Origin of the sequence: Cellulomonas pasadenensis (assembly GCF_047229365.1) — a bacterium.
Lineage (GTDB): Bacteria > Actinomycetota > Actinomycetes > Actinomycetales > Cellulomonadaceae > Cellulomonas.
In genome coordinates this window covers 1-15,698 of record NZ_JBFTEP010000087.1, presented here as the reverse complement: position 1 = coordinate 15,698, position 15,698 = coordinate 1, and the positions used below count along the sequence as shown (strand labels likewise).

Genomic DNA, 15,698 nt, shown 5'->3' with positions numbered 1-15,698 from the left:
CCGTCGTCCCGGCCGCCGTCGTCCGCGCCGCCGTCGTCCGCGCCGCCGTCGGTCCGCCGCCCGCGTGCCGCCGTGTCGTCCCGTTCCGCCCGCGAGCCCCGACCCGGCGCCGCCGCCCCCGCCGACGCACCGCGCGCACGCCCGTCGCGCCCGCCCACCGGGAACGGCGTGACGACGGCGTCGGTCCCCTCGTGGTCGTCGCCGTCGGCGCCGCCGAAGCCCACGTACTCCTGCCCCTGCGTGAGGGTGCCGCTGGTGACGGCCGCGGCGACGCGCGGGTCGAGCAGCGCCGCCGTCAGCGTGCGGTCGACCTCCTGCGCGGCCGCCTCCGACACCTTCTGCCCGGCGGCCGCGGCGAGCCGCCGGGCGCGCTGGACCAGCCCGGCGACGAGCCGCCGGCGCTGCGTCGTCAGCTCGCGCAGCGCGGGCCCGTCGAGCGACCGCTCGGCCTCCTGGAGCCCCTCCCCGACGGCGCGGACCTGCCCGGCGAGGTCGGGGTCGTCGCGCACCAGCAGGTTCACCGCCCACGCGGCGAGCGTCGGCTTGCGCAGCGCGGCGATCTCGCGCGCGAGGTCCCGGTCCTTGGCGGCGCGTGCCGCGCGGACGGCGGCGTCCCGGCGCGCGACGAAGTCGGCGAGCGACCCGCCGTACAGGTCGTCGACCACCTCGTCCAGGCTGACCACGGCCCCAGCCTGCCGGACGTCCCGCCGGACGGCACCGCCACCCGGCCGCGTCCGCGACCCCGCCACGACGGTGGCCGAACCGGCCGTCGTGCAGCGCCCGGCCGCCCGACCGCTGCACGACGGCCGTCTCGACCGCGTGGGCGTCCCGGCGCGTGGCGTCAGCCGGCGTTCGGGCGGCGCGGCGGCAACCAGCGGTTGCCGTAGCGGCGGGTCAGGCGGCCGTCGGTCGTCTCGGCCAGCTCGTCGAGCCGGCTGAGCACGGCCCACCCGACGCGGCGGGCCTCGCCGTCACCGGTGGCCTCGAAGCGGACGGTGACGCGCGCGGCCCCGCGGACGACGCCGACGTCGTGCGCCTCGACGATCGTCAGCGCACGTGCCGCGGCGACGGCCTCGGGCAGCACGTCCTGCGGCTGCGTGCCCGGGCGCAGCAGGCCCACGGTCGCGGTCACGCGGTAGGACGGCACGCCGACACCCTCACGCGCCGCGCAGGCCCGGCAGCAGCATGTCGACGTACCGGGCGGCGTCGGCGGCCGGGTCGGGGCCGAGGCGCGCGGCGTGGTCGACGCCGCACAGCAGCCGGCGCAGGTCGTCGGCGTGCAGGTCGGCGCGGACGCCCTGCGTCTTCGCGCGGTCGAGGACGCGCTCGGCGACGTCGGTCAGGGCGCGCAGGGCCTCCGCGACGTGCCCGTCGTCGCCGGCGCCGGTGCGCAGCAGCTCGGCGACCGCCGGGTCGTCCCGCTGCGCGCGCAGCACGGCGTGCAGCAGTGCGCCGAGCCCGGCGACGGCGTCGTCGGTCGCCGCGGCGGCGCGGGCGTCGTCGAGCAGCACGTCGACCCGCGGGCGGGCGAGCGCGGCCAGCAGGCCGGTGCGGTCGCGGAAGTGCCGGTACGCGGTGCCGACGCCCACACCGGCCTCCGCCGCGAGGGCGTTCATCGGCAGGGCGAGGTCGCCGTCGTCGACGCGCCGGCGCGCGACGTCGAGGACGCGAGCGCGGTTCCGGGCGGCATCGGCGCGCAGGTCGGTCACGTGATCAGCCTACCGCCGTGTCGGAGCGCCCATCCGATCGGATAGATGATCCGATCTTTGCGTATGCTGCAGTGGATAGCCCATCCGGTTCGACGCCCGACCCCGCACCAGGAGGACGCCATGCCCACGGACGCCGTGCCCACCGCCCCCACCGCTCCCCGCCGCGGCACGTCACCCGACCGCGGCACGGCTCGCCGCCGTGGCGTCGACCGCCGCACCCTCACCTGGACCCGCGCCGACGTCCCCGACCTCACCGGCCGCCGCGCCCTCGTCACCGGCGCCTCGAGCGGGCTCGGCGCCGCGCTCGCCGCGGACCTCGCGGCCGCGGGCGCCGACGTCGTCCTCGCCGTCCGCGACGAGCGTCGGGGCGAGGCCGTGCGCGACCGCCTGCTCGGCGCGGGCGCCCGCGGCGACGTCACGGTCGAGCGCGTCGACGTCGCGGACCTGGCGTCCGTCCGCGCGCTGGCGGCCCGCGTCGGCGACCGCCCGCTCGACGCGCTCGTGCACAACGCCGGCACCGGCGGCGCGCCCAAGCGCAGCACCGTCGGCGGGCACGAGGTCATGCTGGCCACGCACGTGCTCGGCCCGCACGTGCTCACGCACGGGCTGCGCGACGCGCTCGAGGCGGCGCCCGCCGGTCGGGTCGTCACGGTGGGGTCCGCGATGTACCGGCTGCTGCGCCGGCGCGTCGACCTCACCGACCTCGGCGCCGCCCGTCGCTGGTCACCCCCGGCGCAGTACAGCGCCACCAAGCTCGCGCAGATGGTGCTCGCCCGTGAGCGCGGGCGCCGGCTCGCGACCGACGGCTCCACGGTGCGCAGCGTCGTGGTGCACCCGAACGTCGCGCGCACGCCGCTGCAGTCCGGCGGCTCGACGCCGCTCATGCGCGTCACGAGCCGCGTGCTCGCGGCGCTCATGGCGCGCACCGTGGAGCAGGCCGTCCTCCCGCTGCTGATGGCGGCGGTCGCGGACGACGCCCCGGCGGACCGGGTCCTCGCGCCCGGCGGCCCGCGCACCGACACCCGGGTGGTCGCCGAGCGGCACGCGACCGTCGACGACCCGGCCGTCGGCGCGGCGCTGTGGGCGGAGGTGGAGCGGCTGACGGCCTGACGCAGGCGGCCGCGGACGTCGGCGGCACCCGGCAGCGCCTCCCGGGCGCCGCCCCGGCAGACCACTCCGGCGCACCGGGGCGTCAGCGCGCGGCGTCCACCGCCTCGGCCGGCACCGGGACCGGCGACGCCGGCGCGCTCACGCCTCGATCCGCAGGCCGGGCCGCGGCCTGCGGATCGGAAATCACCGCGCCGCACGGGACGCCGGCGCCGTAGCCTCCGGCGCGCGGCGCACACGGCACGCCGCCGACCACGCCGCACGACGCAGGGAGCGACGATGCCCGCGCCACCGCCCCGGTCGCCCGGCGGCGTGCCGGTGCTGCTCCTGGCCTGCACGGTCCTGGCGGCCCTCAACTTCACGCAGGCGATCTCGACGATCTACCTGCAGTCGCACGGCGTCGCGCTCGGCGCGATCTTCTCCCTGGAGAGCGTCATGCTCGGCGCGATGCTCGTGGCGGAGGTGCCGTCGGGGCACCTGTCCGACCGGTTCGGACCGCGCCGCCTGGTGATCGCCGCCTTCGGGGCGCAGTTCGCGTCCCAGACCGTCTTCGCGATCGCCGACTCGTACGCCGGCTTCGCCGTCGCCTCGGTGCTGTTCGGTGTCAGTCTGGCCGCGCTGTCGGGCGCCCGCGAGATCTACGTGATGGAGCTCCGCGCGGCGCAGGGCGAGCAGAGGCACGGGCCGGCCCACTCCTTCGCCCGCCTGAACCAGGCGATGCTGGTGGGCGGGCTGGTCTCCGCCGGGGTGGGCGGGCAGCTCGCGACCATGGGGCTCGCGGTGCCCGTGCGGGTCACCGCGGTCTTCGCCGGTCTGGGCTTCGTCCTGTCGTGGTTCCTCCCGGACGGCACGCGTGCGGTCCCGGCGGACGCCTCCGGTGCCGGCGGATCCGTCCGGACCGCGCTGGCGGCCATCCGCCGCAGCCCGGTGCTGATCTTCTTCTCCGCGCTGCCGCAGTTCGCGCTCCTGAGCGCGATCAACCCGATCCTGCAGCCACGGCTGCTGTCGGAGGGCGTCACGCTCGCCCACATCGGGTGGATCATCGCGGGGGGCACCCTGGTCGCCGTGGTCATGAGCCAGCTGACCCGCAGGCTGGAGGGGTGGCTGGGCCTCGAGCGGGCGTACGCCGTGTCGCTCGCCTGCGGCGCGGCCGGGTACGTCGTCGCGTCCTTCTCCGGCGCGGTGACGGTGGTGGTCGGCTCGTACGTGATCGCCGTCGCGCTGAGCCTCTGCCTGCCCATGAGCGGCGCGCTGAAGGTGGCGGCGGCACCGGGCGGCGCGCAGGCGACCACCCTGTCCGTCAGCAGCTTCTGCGGCTCCCTCGTGGCGATCGTTGCCAACCTCGCCATCGGTGCTCTCACCGACGTGTCCGTGGAGGCGGCGCTGCGCGCCGTCGCCGTGACGATCGTTGTCGCCGTGCTGCTCTGGACGGCCGCGGTGCGCGTGGGCCGTCGCGCGGAGCGCGTCCAGGAGGTACCGGTCCGCTGACCGCCGGTCCGGCCCGCCGAGGACCTGCCGCGGCCCGCCGGACCCGGATGCGGGCGGTCACCCGCATCCCGGGACGACGTCAGCGCGCCGGCGCCACCGACACCACGGCCCACGGGGGCAGCTCCAGGTCGATCGTCAGCACGCCGTCGTCGTCCACGACGAGCCCCGAGCGCCACAGGTCGTCCGCGACCGCGCGCAGCCGCGCCGTCTGCTCGCGCGAGAGGTTGAGCGGCTCGCCCATGGCGTGCCACGCCTCGGCGACGTTGCCGTGCTCCCAGTCGACGCGCTCGACCTCGAACCGCGCGCCGGGCGTCAGCCCGTCGACGACGTGCCGGACGCGCCGCGGCGACCCGACCTGCGCGAGCGCGCGCGTCTCGGCGTAGGAGTCCGCGGAGCCCACGGGTCGCCGGCCCATGTCGTCGGGGTAGTGGAAGAAGACGGCCGACACCGCGTCGGTCGCACTGTCCCGCGTGACCACCCCGTGCGACGTGTCGAGCAGCACCCGGTCGCCGAGGCGCGCGAGCATCGCGAACGCGTGGAACGTCGGCTTGTGCAGGCCCTGCTCGTTGACGAGGCCGAACCCGCCGTGGAACGGGCCGAGGCCGGCGCCGCCCTCCTCGAAGACGTCCGTGAACGTCCAGTACGCGAGCGAGTCGGTCAGGTCGGCGCAGCGCAGGAACGCGCGCGTCACGTACGTCGCGGCGAAGAGCGTGTCGTGCATGCGGTCGCGGCTGGACGGGGACGTCGACCACTCGGTGATGTGCAGCTCGGCGTCCGGGTACGGGCTGCTCGCGATGATCTCCTGCATCGCCGTCAGGTCGTCGTGCGTGGCGTCGACGTGCCGGCGGATGTGCACGGCCTCGCCGTTCGCGCCGAACGCGAAGTCCGTCGGGTACAGGTGCGTGGTGAGGAAGTCCACCGGCAGGTCGCGCTCGGCGCACCAGGCGATGAACTCCTCGATCCAGACCGGCCGCCAGTCGAGCGCGTCGACGTCCGTGGCGGTCGCCGTGCCGAGCGTGCGGCTCGGGTCCTCGACCTCGCCCGCGTACCGGTCGTCCGCGACGAAGACGCTGGTGGACGGCCCGCCGACCAGGAGCCGCTCGTCGACCGACTTCACGGCCCGCACCGACGCCTCGTACAGCTCGAAGTACTGCGTGCGCGTGCCGGTCCAGAAGTGGGGCACGAGGTTCGGCTCGTTCCACACCTCGAAGCGCCACTCGCGCACCTCGTCGAGGCCGTACCGGTCGACCCAGTGCTGCACGGTCGCGCGCACCAGCTCGGCCCACGCGCCCATGTCGGTGGGCGGGCTGCAGTGCGCCTTCCACCAGAACAGCGTCTCGGTCTGCGTCGCCAGCGCGCGCGGCATGAACCCCAGCTCGACGAACGGGCGGGCGCCTGCCTCGAGGACGAAGTCCACGACCTTGTCGACGTAGGCGAACGTGTGCACCGGCTCCGCCAGCACGGTGTCCGGCCCGAAGCCGCCGCCGTACGTGGCGCGGTACACGAACATGTCGTCGTGGAAGATGCCGTGGAACCGCACGGCGCGGGCCCCGAGCACGTCGACGGCCTCGCGGAAGTGCGCCTGCCAGTCGGCGCGCAGCGCCTCGTTGGCGCGGCCGGCGCCGAGGCAGGCGTTCCAGATGTGGCGCAGCGGCCGCTCCTCGGGCGTCGCGCCGTCGATCCGGTACGGGGCGGGGGCCGGCGTGGGGTGGGTCATCTGTCCCGTCGCTCCTCGTGGATGGTGCGTCCCGCTCAGACCTTGCGCCGTCGAGACCTCGCAACTGTTTCGCAACCCTGCGCTGCGCTGCGACGCTACCTGCACCCGATGAGCCGGTCAATCAGACGAACGACGAAACGCTTCGGGGTCGTTGCCATCCGTTGCCGCGTCGACTATGGTCGAAACGGTTTCGGTGAAGGAGCGCACATGGCTGGCAGGCCGCCCTCGGGGCGCGTCACGCTCACGGACGTCGCCGCACGCGCGGGCGTCACGAAGGGCACGGTGTCGAAGGCCCTCAACGGGCGCAGCGACATCGCCGAGGACACACGGCGCCGCGTCCTCGACGCCGTCGCCGAGCTCGGCTACCGCCCGAGCACGCAGCCGTGGACCCCGCCGCGCACGCGCGCGCTCGCCGCCGTGCTCGACGGCGAGGAGTCCCCGTACGTCTCCGGCGTCCTGCGCGGCGTGCTCGCCGCGGCCACCGCGAGCCGGGCCGACCTCCTGCTGCGGGCCGCGCCCGACCGCGAGGCGCGCCGCACCCGCACGCTCGCCCGCGCGTGGGTGGAGCAGCAGCTCGCGTCGGGCGTCGTCGGCGTCATCGGCCTCACCGTCGGCGAGCCGGCGACGATGCTCGCCGCCGCGGAGGCCGCCGGGCTGCCCTTCGTCATGGTCGACCCCGTCGACGTCGACACGCCCGAGGTCGTCAGCATCGGCTCGACCAACTGGGCCGGCGGACGCACCGCCGCCGAGCACCTGCTCGAGCTCGGCCACCGGCGCATCGCGTGGATCGGCGGCCCGTCGGCGTCCGCCGCGTCGCAGGAGAGGTTCCACGGCTACAGCGCGGCGCTCGACTCCGCGGGCGTCGGCCTCGACCGGGACCTCGTGCGCGACGGCTGGTTCTCCGTCGACACCGGCCTGCGGCACGCGCGCGAGCTGCTGCGCCTGCCGTCGCCGCCGACCGCCGTCGTGTGCGGCGACGACGAGATCGCCGTGGGCGTGCTGGCCGCCGCGCGCGAGCACGGCGTCCCCGTGCCGGGACGCCTGAGCGTCGTCGGCTTCGACGACACCCCGCAGGCGATGTGGACCTCCCCCGCGCTGACGTCCGTGCACCAGCCCCTGACCGGCATGGGCCGCATGGCCGTCGAGACGGTCCTCGCGATGGCCGACGGCGTGCAGCCGGCGTCGCGGCAGGTCCAGCTCGTCACGACGCTGACGGTGCGCGACTCGACGGCTCCGCCGGCCTGACGCCGGGCCGGCGGGACCGGGTCGGGCGTGAGCCTCAGCGCGTCAGCAGCGCCCGCAGGTCAGCGATCACCTCGGCCGGGGCCTCCTCCGCCAGGAAGTGGCCCGCCGACGTGGTGCGGTGGTGCAGGTCGTCGGACCACGCGCCCCACAGCGCCGCCGCGTCGTACCCGAGCGTGGCACCCCAGTCCTGCTGCACCACGGTGACGGGCATGGTCAGCGTCCGCCCGGCGGCGCGGTCCGCGCGGTCGTGCGCGACGTCGATCCCGGCCGACGCGCGGTAGTCCGCGACGATCGACGGCACGGCCTCCCGGCTGGCCCGCAGGTACTCGGCGCGGTACTCGGCCGGGATGGCGGCCGGGTCGGCCACCCACCCGTCGAGGAACGCCGCGAAGAACGTGTCCGCGACGGCGGCGATCATCGGCTCGGGCACGCCGGCCGGCTGCGCCATCAGGTACAGGTGCCAGGCCACCTTCGCGTCGACGCCGTGCAGCACGTCCCACATGTCGAGGGTCGGCAGCACGTCGAGGACCAGCATGTGCGTGACGGCGTCGGGGTGGTCGAGGCCCGCGCGGACCGCGACGAGCGCGCCGCGGTCGTGCCCCGCGAGCGCGAACCGGTCGTGCCCGAGCGCGGCGGCCAGCGCGACGACGTCGGCGGCCATCGTGCGCTTGGCGTACGTGTGCTCGTCGGCCTCGGCGGGCTTGTCGCTGGCGCCGTAGCCCCGCAGGTCCGGGCAGATGACGGTGTGGTCGCGCGCGAGGTCGGCGGCGACGTGGCGCCACATGACGTGCGTCTGCGGGAAGCCGTGCAGCAGGACGACGGCGGGCCCGCTGCCCGCGACGGCGGCGTGCAGGGTGACACCGGGCGCGGTCTCGACGCGGTGCTGGGCGAAGCCGGGGATGGTCAGGGACATCGGTCCTCCGTGGGTCGGGTGGCGTGCCGCCCACGCTGCCCGGGCCCGATCAGCGGCCGATCAGCGGGCTAGCCTGCCGGGGTGGCGGACGTGCAGATCCGGGTGCTGGGGAGCGTGTCCGCCGCGGCGGACGGCGCACCTCTCGCCCTGCCGAAGCCCCGGCTGCGCGAGCTGCTGGCGCTCCTCGTCGACGCGGGCGGGCGGACGCTCACGACCGACGCGCTCGTCGACGACCTGTGGGACGGCGCCGCACCCGCCGGTGCCGTCGGGGCGGTGCGCACGTTCGTCGGGGAGCTGCGCCGGGCGCTCGAGCCCGACCGGCCCCCGCGCACCCCGCCGCGCGTGGTCGTCACCGTCGGCACCGGGTACGCGCTGCGCCTGCCGCGCGCGGCGGTCGACGCGTGGCGGGTGGTCGACGCGGCCGCCGACGCCCGCGGCGCGTCCCCCGCGACGGCCGTCCCGCTGCTCACGCACGCCCTGGCGGAGTGGCGCGGCGACGCGTACGAGGAGCTCGCCGACCGCCCGTGGGCCCAGCCGGCGCGGGCACGGCTCGCCGCCCTGCGGGCCGACCTCGTCGAGCGCCTCGGGGACGCGCTGACCGCGACGGGCCGCGCGGCCGACGCCGCCGCGCTGCTGGACCCGCACGTCGCCGCGCACCCGTGGCGCGAGGACGGCTGGCGGCTGCTCGCCACCGCGCTGCACCGCGCGCACCGCCCCGCCGACGCCCTCGACGTGCTGCGGCGGGGCCGCCGCACGTTCGCCGACGACCTCGGGCTCGACCCCGGCCCCGCCCTCGACGCGCTCGAGCGGGAGATCCTCGACCGCCGCGTGCAGCCCTGGCACGACGCCGGTCTGTCCGCGCTCGACCGGCGGGGTGCGCGCGCGCGGCTGGAGGCGTCGGGCGCCGTCCTCACCAGCCTCGCCGTCTCCGGCGACCTCGCGACCGTGCGGACCCAGCGGCTCGCGGCCGTCGCCGCGGCGGAGCAGCTGGACGACCCGCGGCTCACGGCGCGTGTCATCGGCGGGCTGGAGGCCCCGGGCGTGTGGACGCGCTCGGACGACGAGGAGCTCGCGGCGGCCGTCGTCGCCGCGGCGAGCCGCACGCTCCCCCGCGTCGCCGGCAGCCCGCACGCCCGCGCCCGGCTGCTCGCGACGATCGCGCTCGAGGACCGCGGCACGGCCGCGCGCGCGGCGGAGTCGGCCGAGGCGGAGCGGCTGGCGCGCGAGCTCGGGGACGACCGGCTGCTGTGCCTCGCGCTCAGCGGCCGGGCCATGCAGCGGTTCGCGCGCGCAGGGCTGGCGGACGACCGCGAGCGCATCGGCGCGCAGCTCGTGGCCGCCGCGCGCCGGGCCGAGTCGACGACGTTCGAGATCTGCGGGCGGATCGTGCGGATGCAGGCGCTGTGCGCGCTGGGCCGGCTCGACGACGCGGCCGCCGAGGCGGACGCGGTGGATGCGGTGGCGGCCGCCGCCGAGCGGCCGCTGGCGTCGACGTTCACCGCGTGGTTCCGGCACGCCTTCGCCGGTGCCCCCGAGCCGCCGGCGCCGGACGAGATGCCCGGGTTCTCGCGCGGGCTCGTCGCGCTCAGCCGGGTGACGCGGGCGCTGCGCGCGGGCGGGGACGTGGGCGCGGCGCTCGCGGGAACCGACGGTGACGCTCCCGACCCGGGGCCCTACGAGCCGTGGCTCCGGCCGCTGCTGCTGGTGCGGGCGGGGCACCGCGACGAGGCCCGCCGTGCGCTCGCCGTCGCGCCGGCGCCACGGCACGACCTCCTGCTCGAGGCGACGTGGGCGCTGCTGCTCACGGCCGCACGCGACGCGGACGCACCCGACGTCGTCGCGCGCGCGTCCGCGGCCCTCGCGCCGGCCCGCGCCGAGCGCGCGGCGGGCAGCGGCGTGGTGGACCTGGGGGCGGTGCGGGACCTGCTGGCGGGCGACGGCTGAGGCGGCGGGGCGACGGCTGAGGCGGCGGGGGCGTCAGCCGACGGGCCGGTGACCGGTGGACGCCGGCTCGCGGCCGGTGGGTGCCGACCCGTGATCGGCGGACGGCGACCCGTGGCCGCCGGGCGCAGACCCCCGGCCGGTCGGCGCGGACGGCGCGCCGAGCCGACGCACGCCCCGCGTCCGGCTGATCCCCCACACCAGCGCACCCGCGGCCAGCAGCACGACGAGCAGCCCGGCGACGTGCAGCGCGAGCGAGCGCGTCCCGTGCTCCGGCAGCAGGAACCCGTACGGCACCCACCCGTCGGTGGCGCCGCGCAGGAGGACGACCGCCAGCCACAGCACCGGGTACGGCAGCACGAGCCACAGCCGCCGCCACGGCAGGGGCGGTCGGTCGGCGACGAGCAGCCAGTCCAGCAGCACGAGCACCGGCAGCACGCCGTGCAGCACCGCGCTCACCCACGGCGCGGCACCGCCGTCGCCGGGCAGGACGGCGTTGTAGACCACGGCGACGACCAGCAGGCACGCCGTCGCGACGCCCCGGGCCGTCGTCAGCGCGACCGGCACCGCGCGGCCGGCCAGCGTGGGCCCGCCGACGGCGACGAGCAGCACCGCCGCGAGCAGGCTGGTCAGGTTCGTGAAGTAGCCGAGGAAGTCGACGAGCGCCCCGCGCCCGGCGGCCCGCTGCCCGGCGTACGAGGACCCGAGCACGGCGAGCGCGAGGACGCCGACGAGCACCCGGGCGGCCGCGACGGCCGCCGACGGACGACGGGGCGGGTCGGCGGCGGGCACGGCGGCCACCCTAGTGAGGGCCCCGCGCGGACGTCCGCCGGCGGCCCGGACGCCGTCCGCAGCCCTCCACGGCAGCCGTGCACCGCACCGCCCGAGCCACGAACGCCGACAGCCCGGACCCTGTCGGGTCCGGGCTGTCGATCGAGCGGTAGCGGTGGGATTTGAACCCACGGTGGACTTTCACCCACACACGCTTTCGAGGCGTGCTCCTTAGGCCGCTCGGACACGCTACCTCGGCGGGTAACCCTACCCGGTGGACGCCCGTGGGTCCCAATCCGGCCGTCCGTGACCTGCGGCACGTGCGCCGCCGGCCGCCGTGCCGGCCCGCGGGCGGGACGTACCGTGGAGCGGTGAGCACGTCCCCGGCCCGTCCCGCCGCCGTGCGCGGCACCCTCGACGACGTCGTGGCCCTGCTCGCCGGCCGCCGCCTCACCGCGCTCACCGGCGCGGGCGTCTCGACCGACTCCGGCATCCCCGACTACCGCGGCCCGGACTCGCCGCCGCGCACGCCGATGACGTTCCAGCAGTTCGTCGGCGACGAGGCGTTCCGCCGCCACTACTGGGCGCGCAACCACGTCGGCTGGCGGCACGTGCACGAGACGCACCCGAACGCGGGCCACCGGGCGCTGGCCGCGCTCGAGGAGCGCGGCGTCGTGCTCGGCGTCGTCACGCAGAACGTCGACCTGCTGCACGAGGCGGCGGGGTCGCGCAACGTCATCGACCTGCACGGCCGGTACGACCGGGTCGTGTGCCTGCGCTGCCGCACGGTGTACCCGCGCGCGGTGCTGGCGGAGCGGCTCGAGGCCCTCAACCCCGGGTTCGTCGAGCGCGTCGGCGGCGAGGTCGGCGACGTCGAGATCGCGCCCGACGCCGACGCGGTGATCGAGCGGACCGCCGACTTCCGCGTGCAGGCGTGCTGGGCGCCGGACCCCGACGACCGGTCGCGACCGTGCGGCGGCATCCTCAAGCCGGACATCGTCTACTTCGGCGAGAACGTGCCGCGCGAGCGCGTCGAGCGGGCGTACGCGATGGTCGACGCCGCGGACGCGCTGCTCGTCGCGGGGTCGTCGCTGAGCGTGCAGTCGGGGCTGCGGTTCGTGCGCCACGCCGCGCAGGCCGGCAAGCCGGTCGTCGTCGTCAACCGCGGCGAGACCCGCGGCGACCGCTGGGCGACCCTCACCCTCCACACGGGCACGTCCGAGCTCCTCGCGGCCCTGGTCTCCCTCCTCCCGGCGCTCCCGCGCGACGCCTGACCCCCGCCCTCACGCCGCCCCCATCGCCGACCGCGGTAGGTCCCACCGACCGCGGCAGCTGCACCACCCGCACTCGGCGGCAGCCACCGCACTCGGCGCAGACCCGACCCCCGCACGCCGGCGACGGCGCCCGGCCACCACTGCGGTCGATGCGTCACGAGCGCGGGTGGTGCGACACCCGCACTCGTGACGCATGTACCGCGCTCGTGTTGTGCGGGCCGCGGCGTGCGAGCCGGGCGGGGTGCGGGTCCGGCAGGCGCGGGCGGCGTCAGCGGTGGTGCGTGAAGAACGTGCGCAGGAGGGCGGCGCACTCGTCCGCGCGGACGCCGGCGACGACCTCGACGCGGTGGTTCGTGCGGCGGTCGCGCACGACGTCCCACTGCGAGCCGCACGCGCCCGCCTTCGGGTCCCACGCGCCCAGGACGAGCCGCGGCACGCGCGCCAGCAGGGTCGCCCCCGCGCACATGAGGCACGGCTCGAGGGTGACGACGAGCGTGCAGTCGTCGAGCCGCCAGCGCCCGAGCGTCGCGGCGGCCGCGCGCAGGGCGACGACCTCGGCGTGCGCCGTCGGGTCACCGTCGGCCTCCCGCCCGTTGCGGCCGCGCCCGACCACCGCCCCGTCCGGGCCGAGCACCACCGCGCCGACGGGCACGTCGTCGGTCGCGAGCGCCGCCCGGGCCTCGTCGAGCGCGGCCGCCATCGCGGCGTCGTCCGCGGGGGTGGCCCACGGCGACCGGGGCGTCACGACGACGTCGGCGCCCGTGCTCGCGTCGTCCACCGCCCCGCCTCCGTGCTCCCGCAACCCGTGCGCCCGCATCCTCGCACTACCCTGGCACCCATGCGCCTGCACGTCGCCGACCACCCGCTCGTCGCCCACAAGCTCGCGGTGCTGCGTGACGCGCAGACGCCGAGCCCGACGTTCCGGCAGCTCGTCGACGAGCTCGTCACGCTGCTGGCCTACGAGGCGACGCGCGACGTCCGGACGGCCGAGGTCGAGATCCGCACCCCGGTCGCGACGACCACGGGCGTGAAGATCGCCGACCCGAACCCGATCGTCGTGCCGATCCTGCGTGCCGGCCTCGGCATGCTCGAGGGCATGACGCGGCTGCTGCCGACGGCCGAGGTCGGGTTCCTCGGGCTGCAGCGCGACGAGGAGACGCTCGAGGCGATCACGTACGCGAACCGCCTCCCGGACGACCTCACGGGCCGGCAGTGCTTCCTGCTCGACCCGATGCTCGCGACGGGCGGCACGCTCGTCGCGTCGATCGACTACCTGCTGCAGCGCGGCGCCCGCGACGTCACGGCCGTGTGCCTCATCGCCGCGCCCGAGGGGCTGAAGGTCGTCGAGGACTTCGTCGGCGACCGGGCGGACGTGCAGGTCGTCGTCGCCGCCGTCGACGAGCGCCTCGACGAGCACGCGTACATCGTCCCGGGGCTCGGCGACGCGGGCGACCGTCTGTACGGCATCGTCTGACGACCGCCGCGGGCGTCCCGGCCCCGCCCCGGCCGTCCGCCGCGCGCCCTCGCGGACGCCGTCCGTACCGGATCCTGAGATCCCGGGCCCGGTGCCGCGTCCCAGGCCCTGAGATCACCCGCGTAACGCGTGGACCCGGTTCGTCCCACCGTGCCACGATCGTCCCATGAGCCCCGTCACGCGCCGACCCGTGCATGCCGCCGGCATGCGTGCGTCCGTCGTCGCGTCCGGGTGGTATCCGCGCCGCTGTCGCATCTGACGCCGCCCACCACCCGCCCCGCCGGCTCCGCCCACCGCGTCGACGCCGGTCCCGCTCACCGGAGACACCCATGACGCCACCCGCGACCGCGCGCGTCCGCCGACCGGCGGCCGTCGCCCCGCTCGCCGCCGACCCGCCCGCCGCCCCGCCGCGCGCGGCGCTCGTGCTGTACGTGAGCCTGCCGACGGGCGACGACGCCCCCGCGCCGAGCGCCGCCGACCTTGCCGAGGCCGCCGAGATGCTGCGCGAGCTCGCCCACGACCTGCTCCCGACGGCCGAGACGTCGGCCGCCCTCTCCCTCGTGCCGGGCACCAGCGGCGACGTGCGCCGCATCGGTGACCGGATCTCGCACCTGCGGCTGCTCGCCCCGCCCGAGGCGGACGAGCCCGGCGCCCCCGCGCCCGTGCCGCACCCCGACGTCCTCGCCGGCTCGGGGGACGCCGGCTGAGGACGCGCGCTGCCGGGTCGGCGTCATGGGATCGGGGGACCCCGGTCGGCCCGGCAGCGCACCCCGCTCGACCGGTGCCGCGCTCGACCGGTGCCGCGCTCGACCGGTGCCGCGCCCGACCCGCGCCCGACCCGCGCCGGCTCAGGGCGCGCTGACCCCGTCGGGTGCGACCGTCCGCACGGTGACCACGCCGATGAGGTACTGGTCGGCCGACGTCGTGGGCGTGAGCGTCCCGACGTCGGACGCGAGCACGACCTCCTCGAACCCCTTCGCGTCGACGCCGAGCGCGTTCGCGTACCGCCAGCCGGTGGCGGTGGAGTCGAAGGCGTTCGCGCGCGAGCCGCCGCCGACGACCCCGGTGCCGTCCCACCGCAGCGGCGTCAGCGCGCCGACGCCCGACAGCGAGAGCCGGTCGTCGCCGGACCCGCGGTCCCCCTCCCACGCGACGACGCCGATGCGCGCGCGCGTGCCGGCCTCGGCGACGAACGCGAACGCCGGCGCCGCGGTGGCCCGGCCGATCCAGGCGCCGCCCGCGTGCACGGTCACGGACGCGCCGTCGGCGGCCTGCGTGCCGTGCACGACGACGAGCGACCAGCCCGCGTAGTACGTGGGCTCGGGGTCGCTGCGGCCGTCGGCGACGGCGACGTCGGCGAGCGCCCACGCCCCGGCGCCGCCGCGCGCGACGACGTCGGTGACGTCGACGGCCGACTGGTAGTAGGAGCGGCCGGAGTCGTCGACGCGCGTGATCGCGTCGGCGGGGGCGCGCACGTCGGTCCACGTGCCGTCGGGGGCGCGCAGGCGCGCGGTGCCCAGCTCGGCGCTCCACCCGTCCCCGGGCGCGCGCACGCCGGACCAGTACAGACCCGCCCACACGACGGGCCGGCCGGCGGGCAGGGCGAGGGTGGTCTGCGACGACACGGGGACGTCGGCGCGCGGGCCGGGCGGCGGCGCGTCGTCGAGCGGCTGCATGTCGAGGCCGTTGTTGTCGTGCGGGCGGTGCACCGACGGGCACGGGACCTGCGCGCCGTAGCGGCAGACGAGCAGCGGCGCGCCGACCTCGGTGACGTCGAGGTCGCCGATGCCGGACCACACGGGCGTGAGGTTCGCGGACGAGGCGACGACCCGCACGGACGCGCGCGCCTCCGCGGCGCCCGCGCCGGTCACGCGGATCTCGGCGGAGCGGTCGAGCGCGCCCGCGACGCGGACGTTGAGCTGCACGGGCCGGGTGGTACCGGCGGGCAGCCGCCCGAGCGGGCACAGCACCTCGCGGCCGCCCGCGTCGGCCGTGCAGCCGTCGGTGCCGGGCACGACGGCGTCGGGCGCGTGCGTGACGCCGCGGGGCAGCGTGACGC

14 protein-coding genes, 1 tRNA gene and 1 pseudogene are annotated in these 15,698 nt (G+C 77.3%); 7 read left to right on the top strand and 9 right to left on the bottom strand.

Annotation, left to right across the window (positions count from 1 at the left end):
- The 3 genes and pseudogenes from AB6N23_RS12655 to AB6N23_RS12645 all read right to left on the bottom strand — a co-directional run.
- Positions 1-683 (bottom strand): annotated as a pseudogene (locus AB6N23_RS12655) (hypothetical protein); the annotation flags it as partial.
- Between the two features lie 158 nt (positions 684-841).
- On the bottom strand, positions 842-1,147 hold the full coding sequence (locus AB6N23_RS12650) for a hypothetical protein (RefSeq protein WP_412866402.1): 306 nt from the start codon (positions 1,145-1,147) through the stop codon (positions 842-844).
- Positions 1,148-1,157: 10 nt separating this feature from the next.
- Positions 1,158-1,709 (bottom strand): TetR/AcrR family transcriptional regulator, encoded by a 552-nt coding sequence (locus AB6N23_RS12645; protein ID WP_412866401.1) that lies wholly within the window; start codon positions 1,707-1,709, stop codon positions 1,158-1,160.
- Positions 1,710-1,829: 120 nt separating this feature from the next.
- Between AB6N23_RS12645 and AB6N23_RS12640 the strand changes: the two genes are divergently transcribed.
- Positions 1,830-2,819 (top strand): SDR family NAD(P)-dependent oxidoreductase, encoded by a 990-nt coding sequence (locus AB6N23_RS12640; RefSeq protein ID WP_412866400.1) that lies wholly within the window; start codon positions 1,830-1,832, stop codon positions 2,817-2,819.
- A 276-nt stretch (positions 2,820-3,095) separates the two neighbouring features.
- Positions 3,096-4,304 carry an MFS transporter gene (locus tag AB6N23_RS12635; protein ID WP_412866399.1) on the top strand — a complete coding sequence of 403 codons (1,209 nt, stop codon included), beginning with the start codon at positions 3,096-3,098 and terminating at the stop codon, positions 4,302-4,304.
- A gap of 79 nt (positions 4,305-4,383) precedes the next feature.
- On the opposite strand, the gene AB6N23_RS12630 is transcribed toward AB6N23_RS12635, so the two are convergent.
- Positions 4,384-6,021 carry a GH39 family glycosyl hydrolase gene (locus AB6N23_RS12630; RefSeq protein WP_412866398.1) on the bottom strand — a complete coding sequence of 546 codons (1,638 nt, stop codon included), beginning with the start codon at positions 6,019-6,021 and terminating at the stop codon, positions 4,384-4,386.
- 207 nt (positions 6,022-6,228) lie between these two features.
- Between AB6N23_RS12630 and AB6N23_RS12625 the strand changes: the two genes are divergently transcribed.
- Positions 6,229-7,266, top strand: coding sequence for a LacI family DNA-binding transcriptional regulator (locus AB6N23_RS12625; RefSeq protein WP_412866397.1), 1,038 nt, complete (start codon positions 6,229-6,231; stop codon positions 7,264-7,266).
- A gap of 34 nt (positions 7,267-7,300) precedes the next feature.
- Here the strand turns inward: AB6N23_RS12625 and AB6N23_RS12620 are convergent, their stop codons facing one another.
- Positions 7,301-8,179: an alpha/beta fold hydrolase gene (locus AB6N23_RS12620; RefSeq protein ID WP_412866396.1), complete on the bottom strand. Its 879-nt coding sequence runs from the start codon at positions 8,177-8,179 to the stop codon at positions 7,301-7,303.
- A gap of 81 nt (positions 8,180-8,260) precedes the next feature.
- Here AB6N23_RS12620 and AB6N23_RS12615 point away from each other — a divergent pair, with 81 nt between their 5' ends.
- Complete coding sequence (locus AB6N23_RS12615; RefSeq protein ID WP_412866395.1) at positions 8,261-10,123, top strand: AfsR/SARP family transcriptional regulator; 1,863 nt, start codon at positions 8,261-8,263, stop codon at positions 10,121-10,123.
- A gap of 33 nt (positions 10,124-10,156) precedes the next feature.
- Here the strand turns inward: AB6N23_RS12615 and AB6N23_RS12610 are convergent, their stop codons facing one another.
- Positions 10,157-10,912 carry a Pr6Pr family membrane protein gene (locus tag AB6N23_RS12610; RefSeq protein WP_412866394.1) on the bottom strand — a complete coding sequence of 252 codons (756 nt, stop codon included), beginning with the start codon at positions 10,910-10,912 and terminating at the stop codon, positions 10,157-10,159.
- A gap of 146 nt (positions 10,913-11,058) precedes the next feature.
- Positions 11,059-11,145: transfer RNA gene (locus tag AB6N23_RS12605), tRNA-Ser, on the bottom strand.
- A gap of 117 nt (positions 11,146-11,262) precedes the next feature.
- On the opposite strand from AB6N23_RS12605, the gene AB6N23_RS12600 reads away from it, so the two are divergent.
- Positions 11,263-12,165, top strand: a complete 903-nt coding sequence (locus AB6N23_RS12600) for a Sir2 family NAD-dependent protein deacetylase (RefSeq protein WP_412866393.1) — start codon at positions 11,263-11,265, stop codon at positions 12,163-12,165.
- Positions 12,166-12,433: 268 nt separating this feature from the next.
- Here the strand turns inward: AB6N23_RS12600 and AB6N23_RS12595 are convergent, their stop codons facing one another.
- Positions 12,434-12,865: a nucleoside deaminase gene (locus tag AB6N23_RS12595; RefSeq protein WP_412866403.1), complete on the bottom strand. Its 432-nt coding sequence runs from the start codon at positions 12,863-12,865 to the stop codon at positions 12,434-12,436.
- Positions 12,866-13,003: 138 nt separating this feature from the next.
- Here AB6N23_RS12595 and upp point away from each other — a divergent pair, with 138 nt between their 5' ends.
- Complete coding sequence (upp, locus tag AB6N23_RS12590; RefSeq protein ID WP_412866392.1) at positions 13,004-13,639, top strand: uracil phosphoribosyltransferase; 636 nt, start codon at positions 13,004-13,006, stop codon at positions 13,637-13,639.
- A 329-nt stretch (positions 13,640-13,968) separates the two neighbouring features.
- On the top strand, positions 13,969-14,346 hold the full coding sequence (locus AB6N23_RS12585) for a hypothetical protein (protein WP_412866391.1): 378 nt from the start codon (positions 13,969-13,971) through the stop codon (positions 14,344-14,346).
- Positions 14,347-14,487: 141 nt separating this feature from the next.
- Here AB6N23_RS12585 and AB6N23_RS12580 read toward each other — a convergent pair.
- A partial coding sequence (locus tag AB6N23_RS12580; RefSeq protein ID WP_412866390.1) for a hypothetical protein occupies positions 14,488-15,698 on the bottom strand: 1,211 nt, incomplete at its 5' end.

Coding starts and splice junctions, on each gene's coding strand:
- AB6N23_RS12635 (WP_412866399.1), top strand. CDS start 3,096: ATGCCCGCGCCACCGCCCCGGTCGCCCGGCGGCGTGCCGGTGCTGCTC.
- AB6N23_RS12595 (WP_412866403.1), bottom strand. CDS start 12,865: ATGGCGGCCGCGCTCGACGAGGCCCGGGCGGCGCTCGCGACCGACGAC.
- AB6N23_RS12625 (WP_412866397.1), top strand. CDS start 6,229: ATGGCTGGCAGGCCGCCCTCGGGGCGCGTCACGCTCACGGACGTCGCC.
- AB6N23_RS12620 (WP_412866396.1), bottom strand. CDS start 8,179: ATGTCCCTGACCATCCCCGGCTTCGCCCAGCACCGCGTCGAGACCGCG.
- upp (WP_412866392.1), top strand. CDS start 13,004: ATGCGCCTGCACGTCGCCGACCACCCGCTCGTCGCCCACAAGCTCGCG.
- AB6N23_RS12585 (WP_412866391.1), top strand. CDS start 13,969: ATGACGCCACCCGCGACCGCGCGCGTCCGCCGACCGGCGGCCGTCGCC.
- AB6N23_RS12630 (WP_412866398.1), bottom strand. CDS start 6,021: ATGACCCACCCCACGCCGGCCCCCGCCCCGTACCGGATCGACGGCGCG.
- AB6N23_RS12640 (WP_412866400.1), top strand. CDS start 1,830: ATGCCCACGGACGCCGTGCCCACCGCCCCCACCGCTCCCCGCCGCGGC.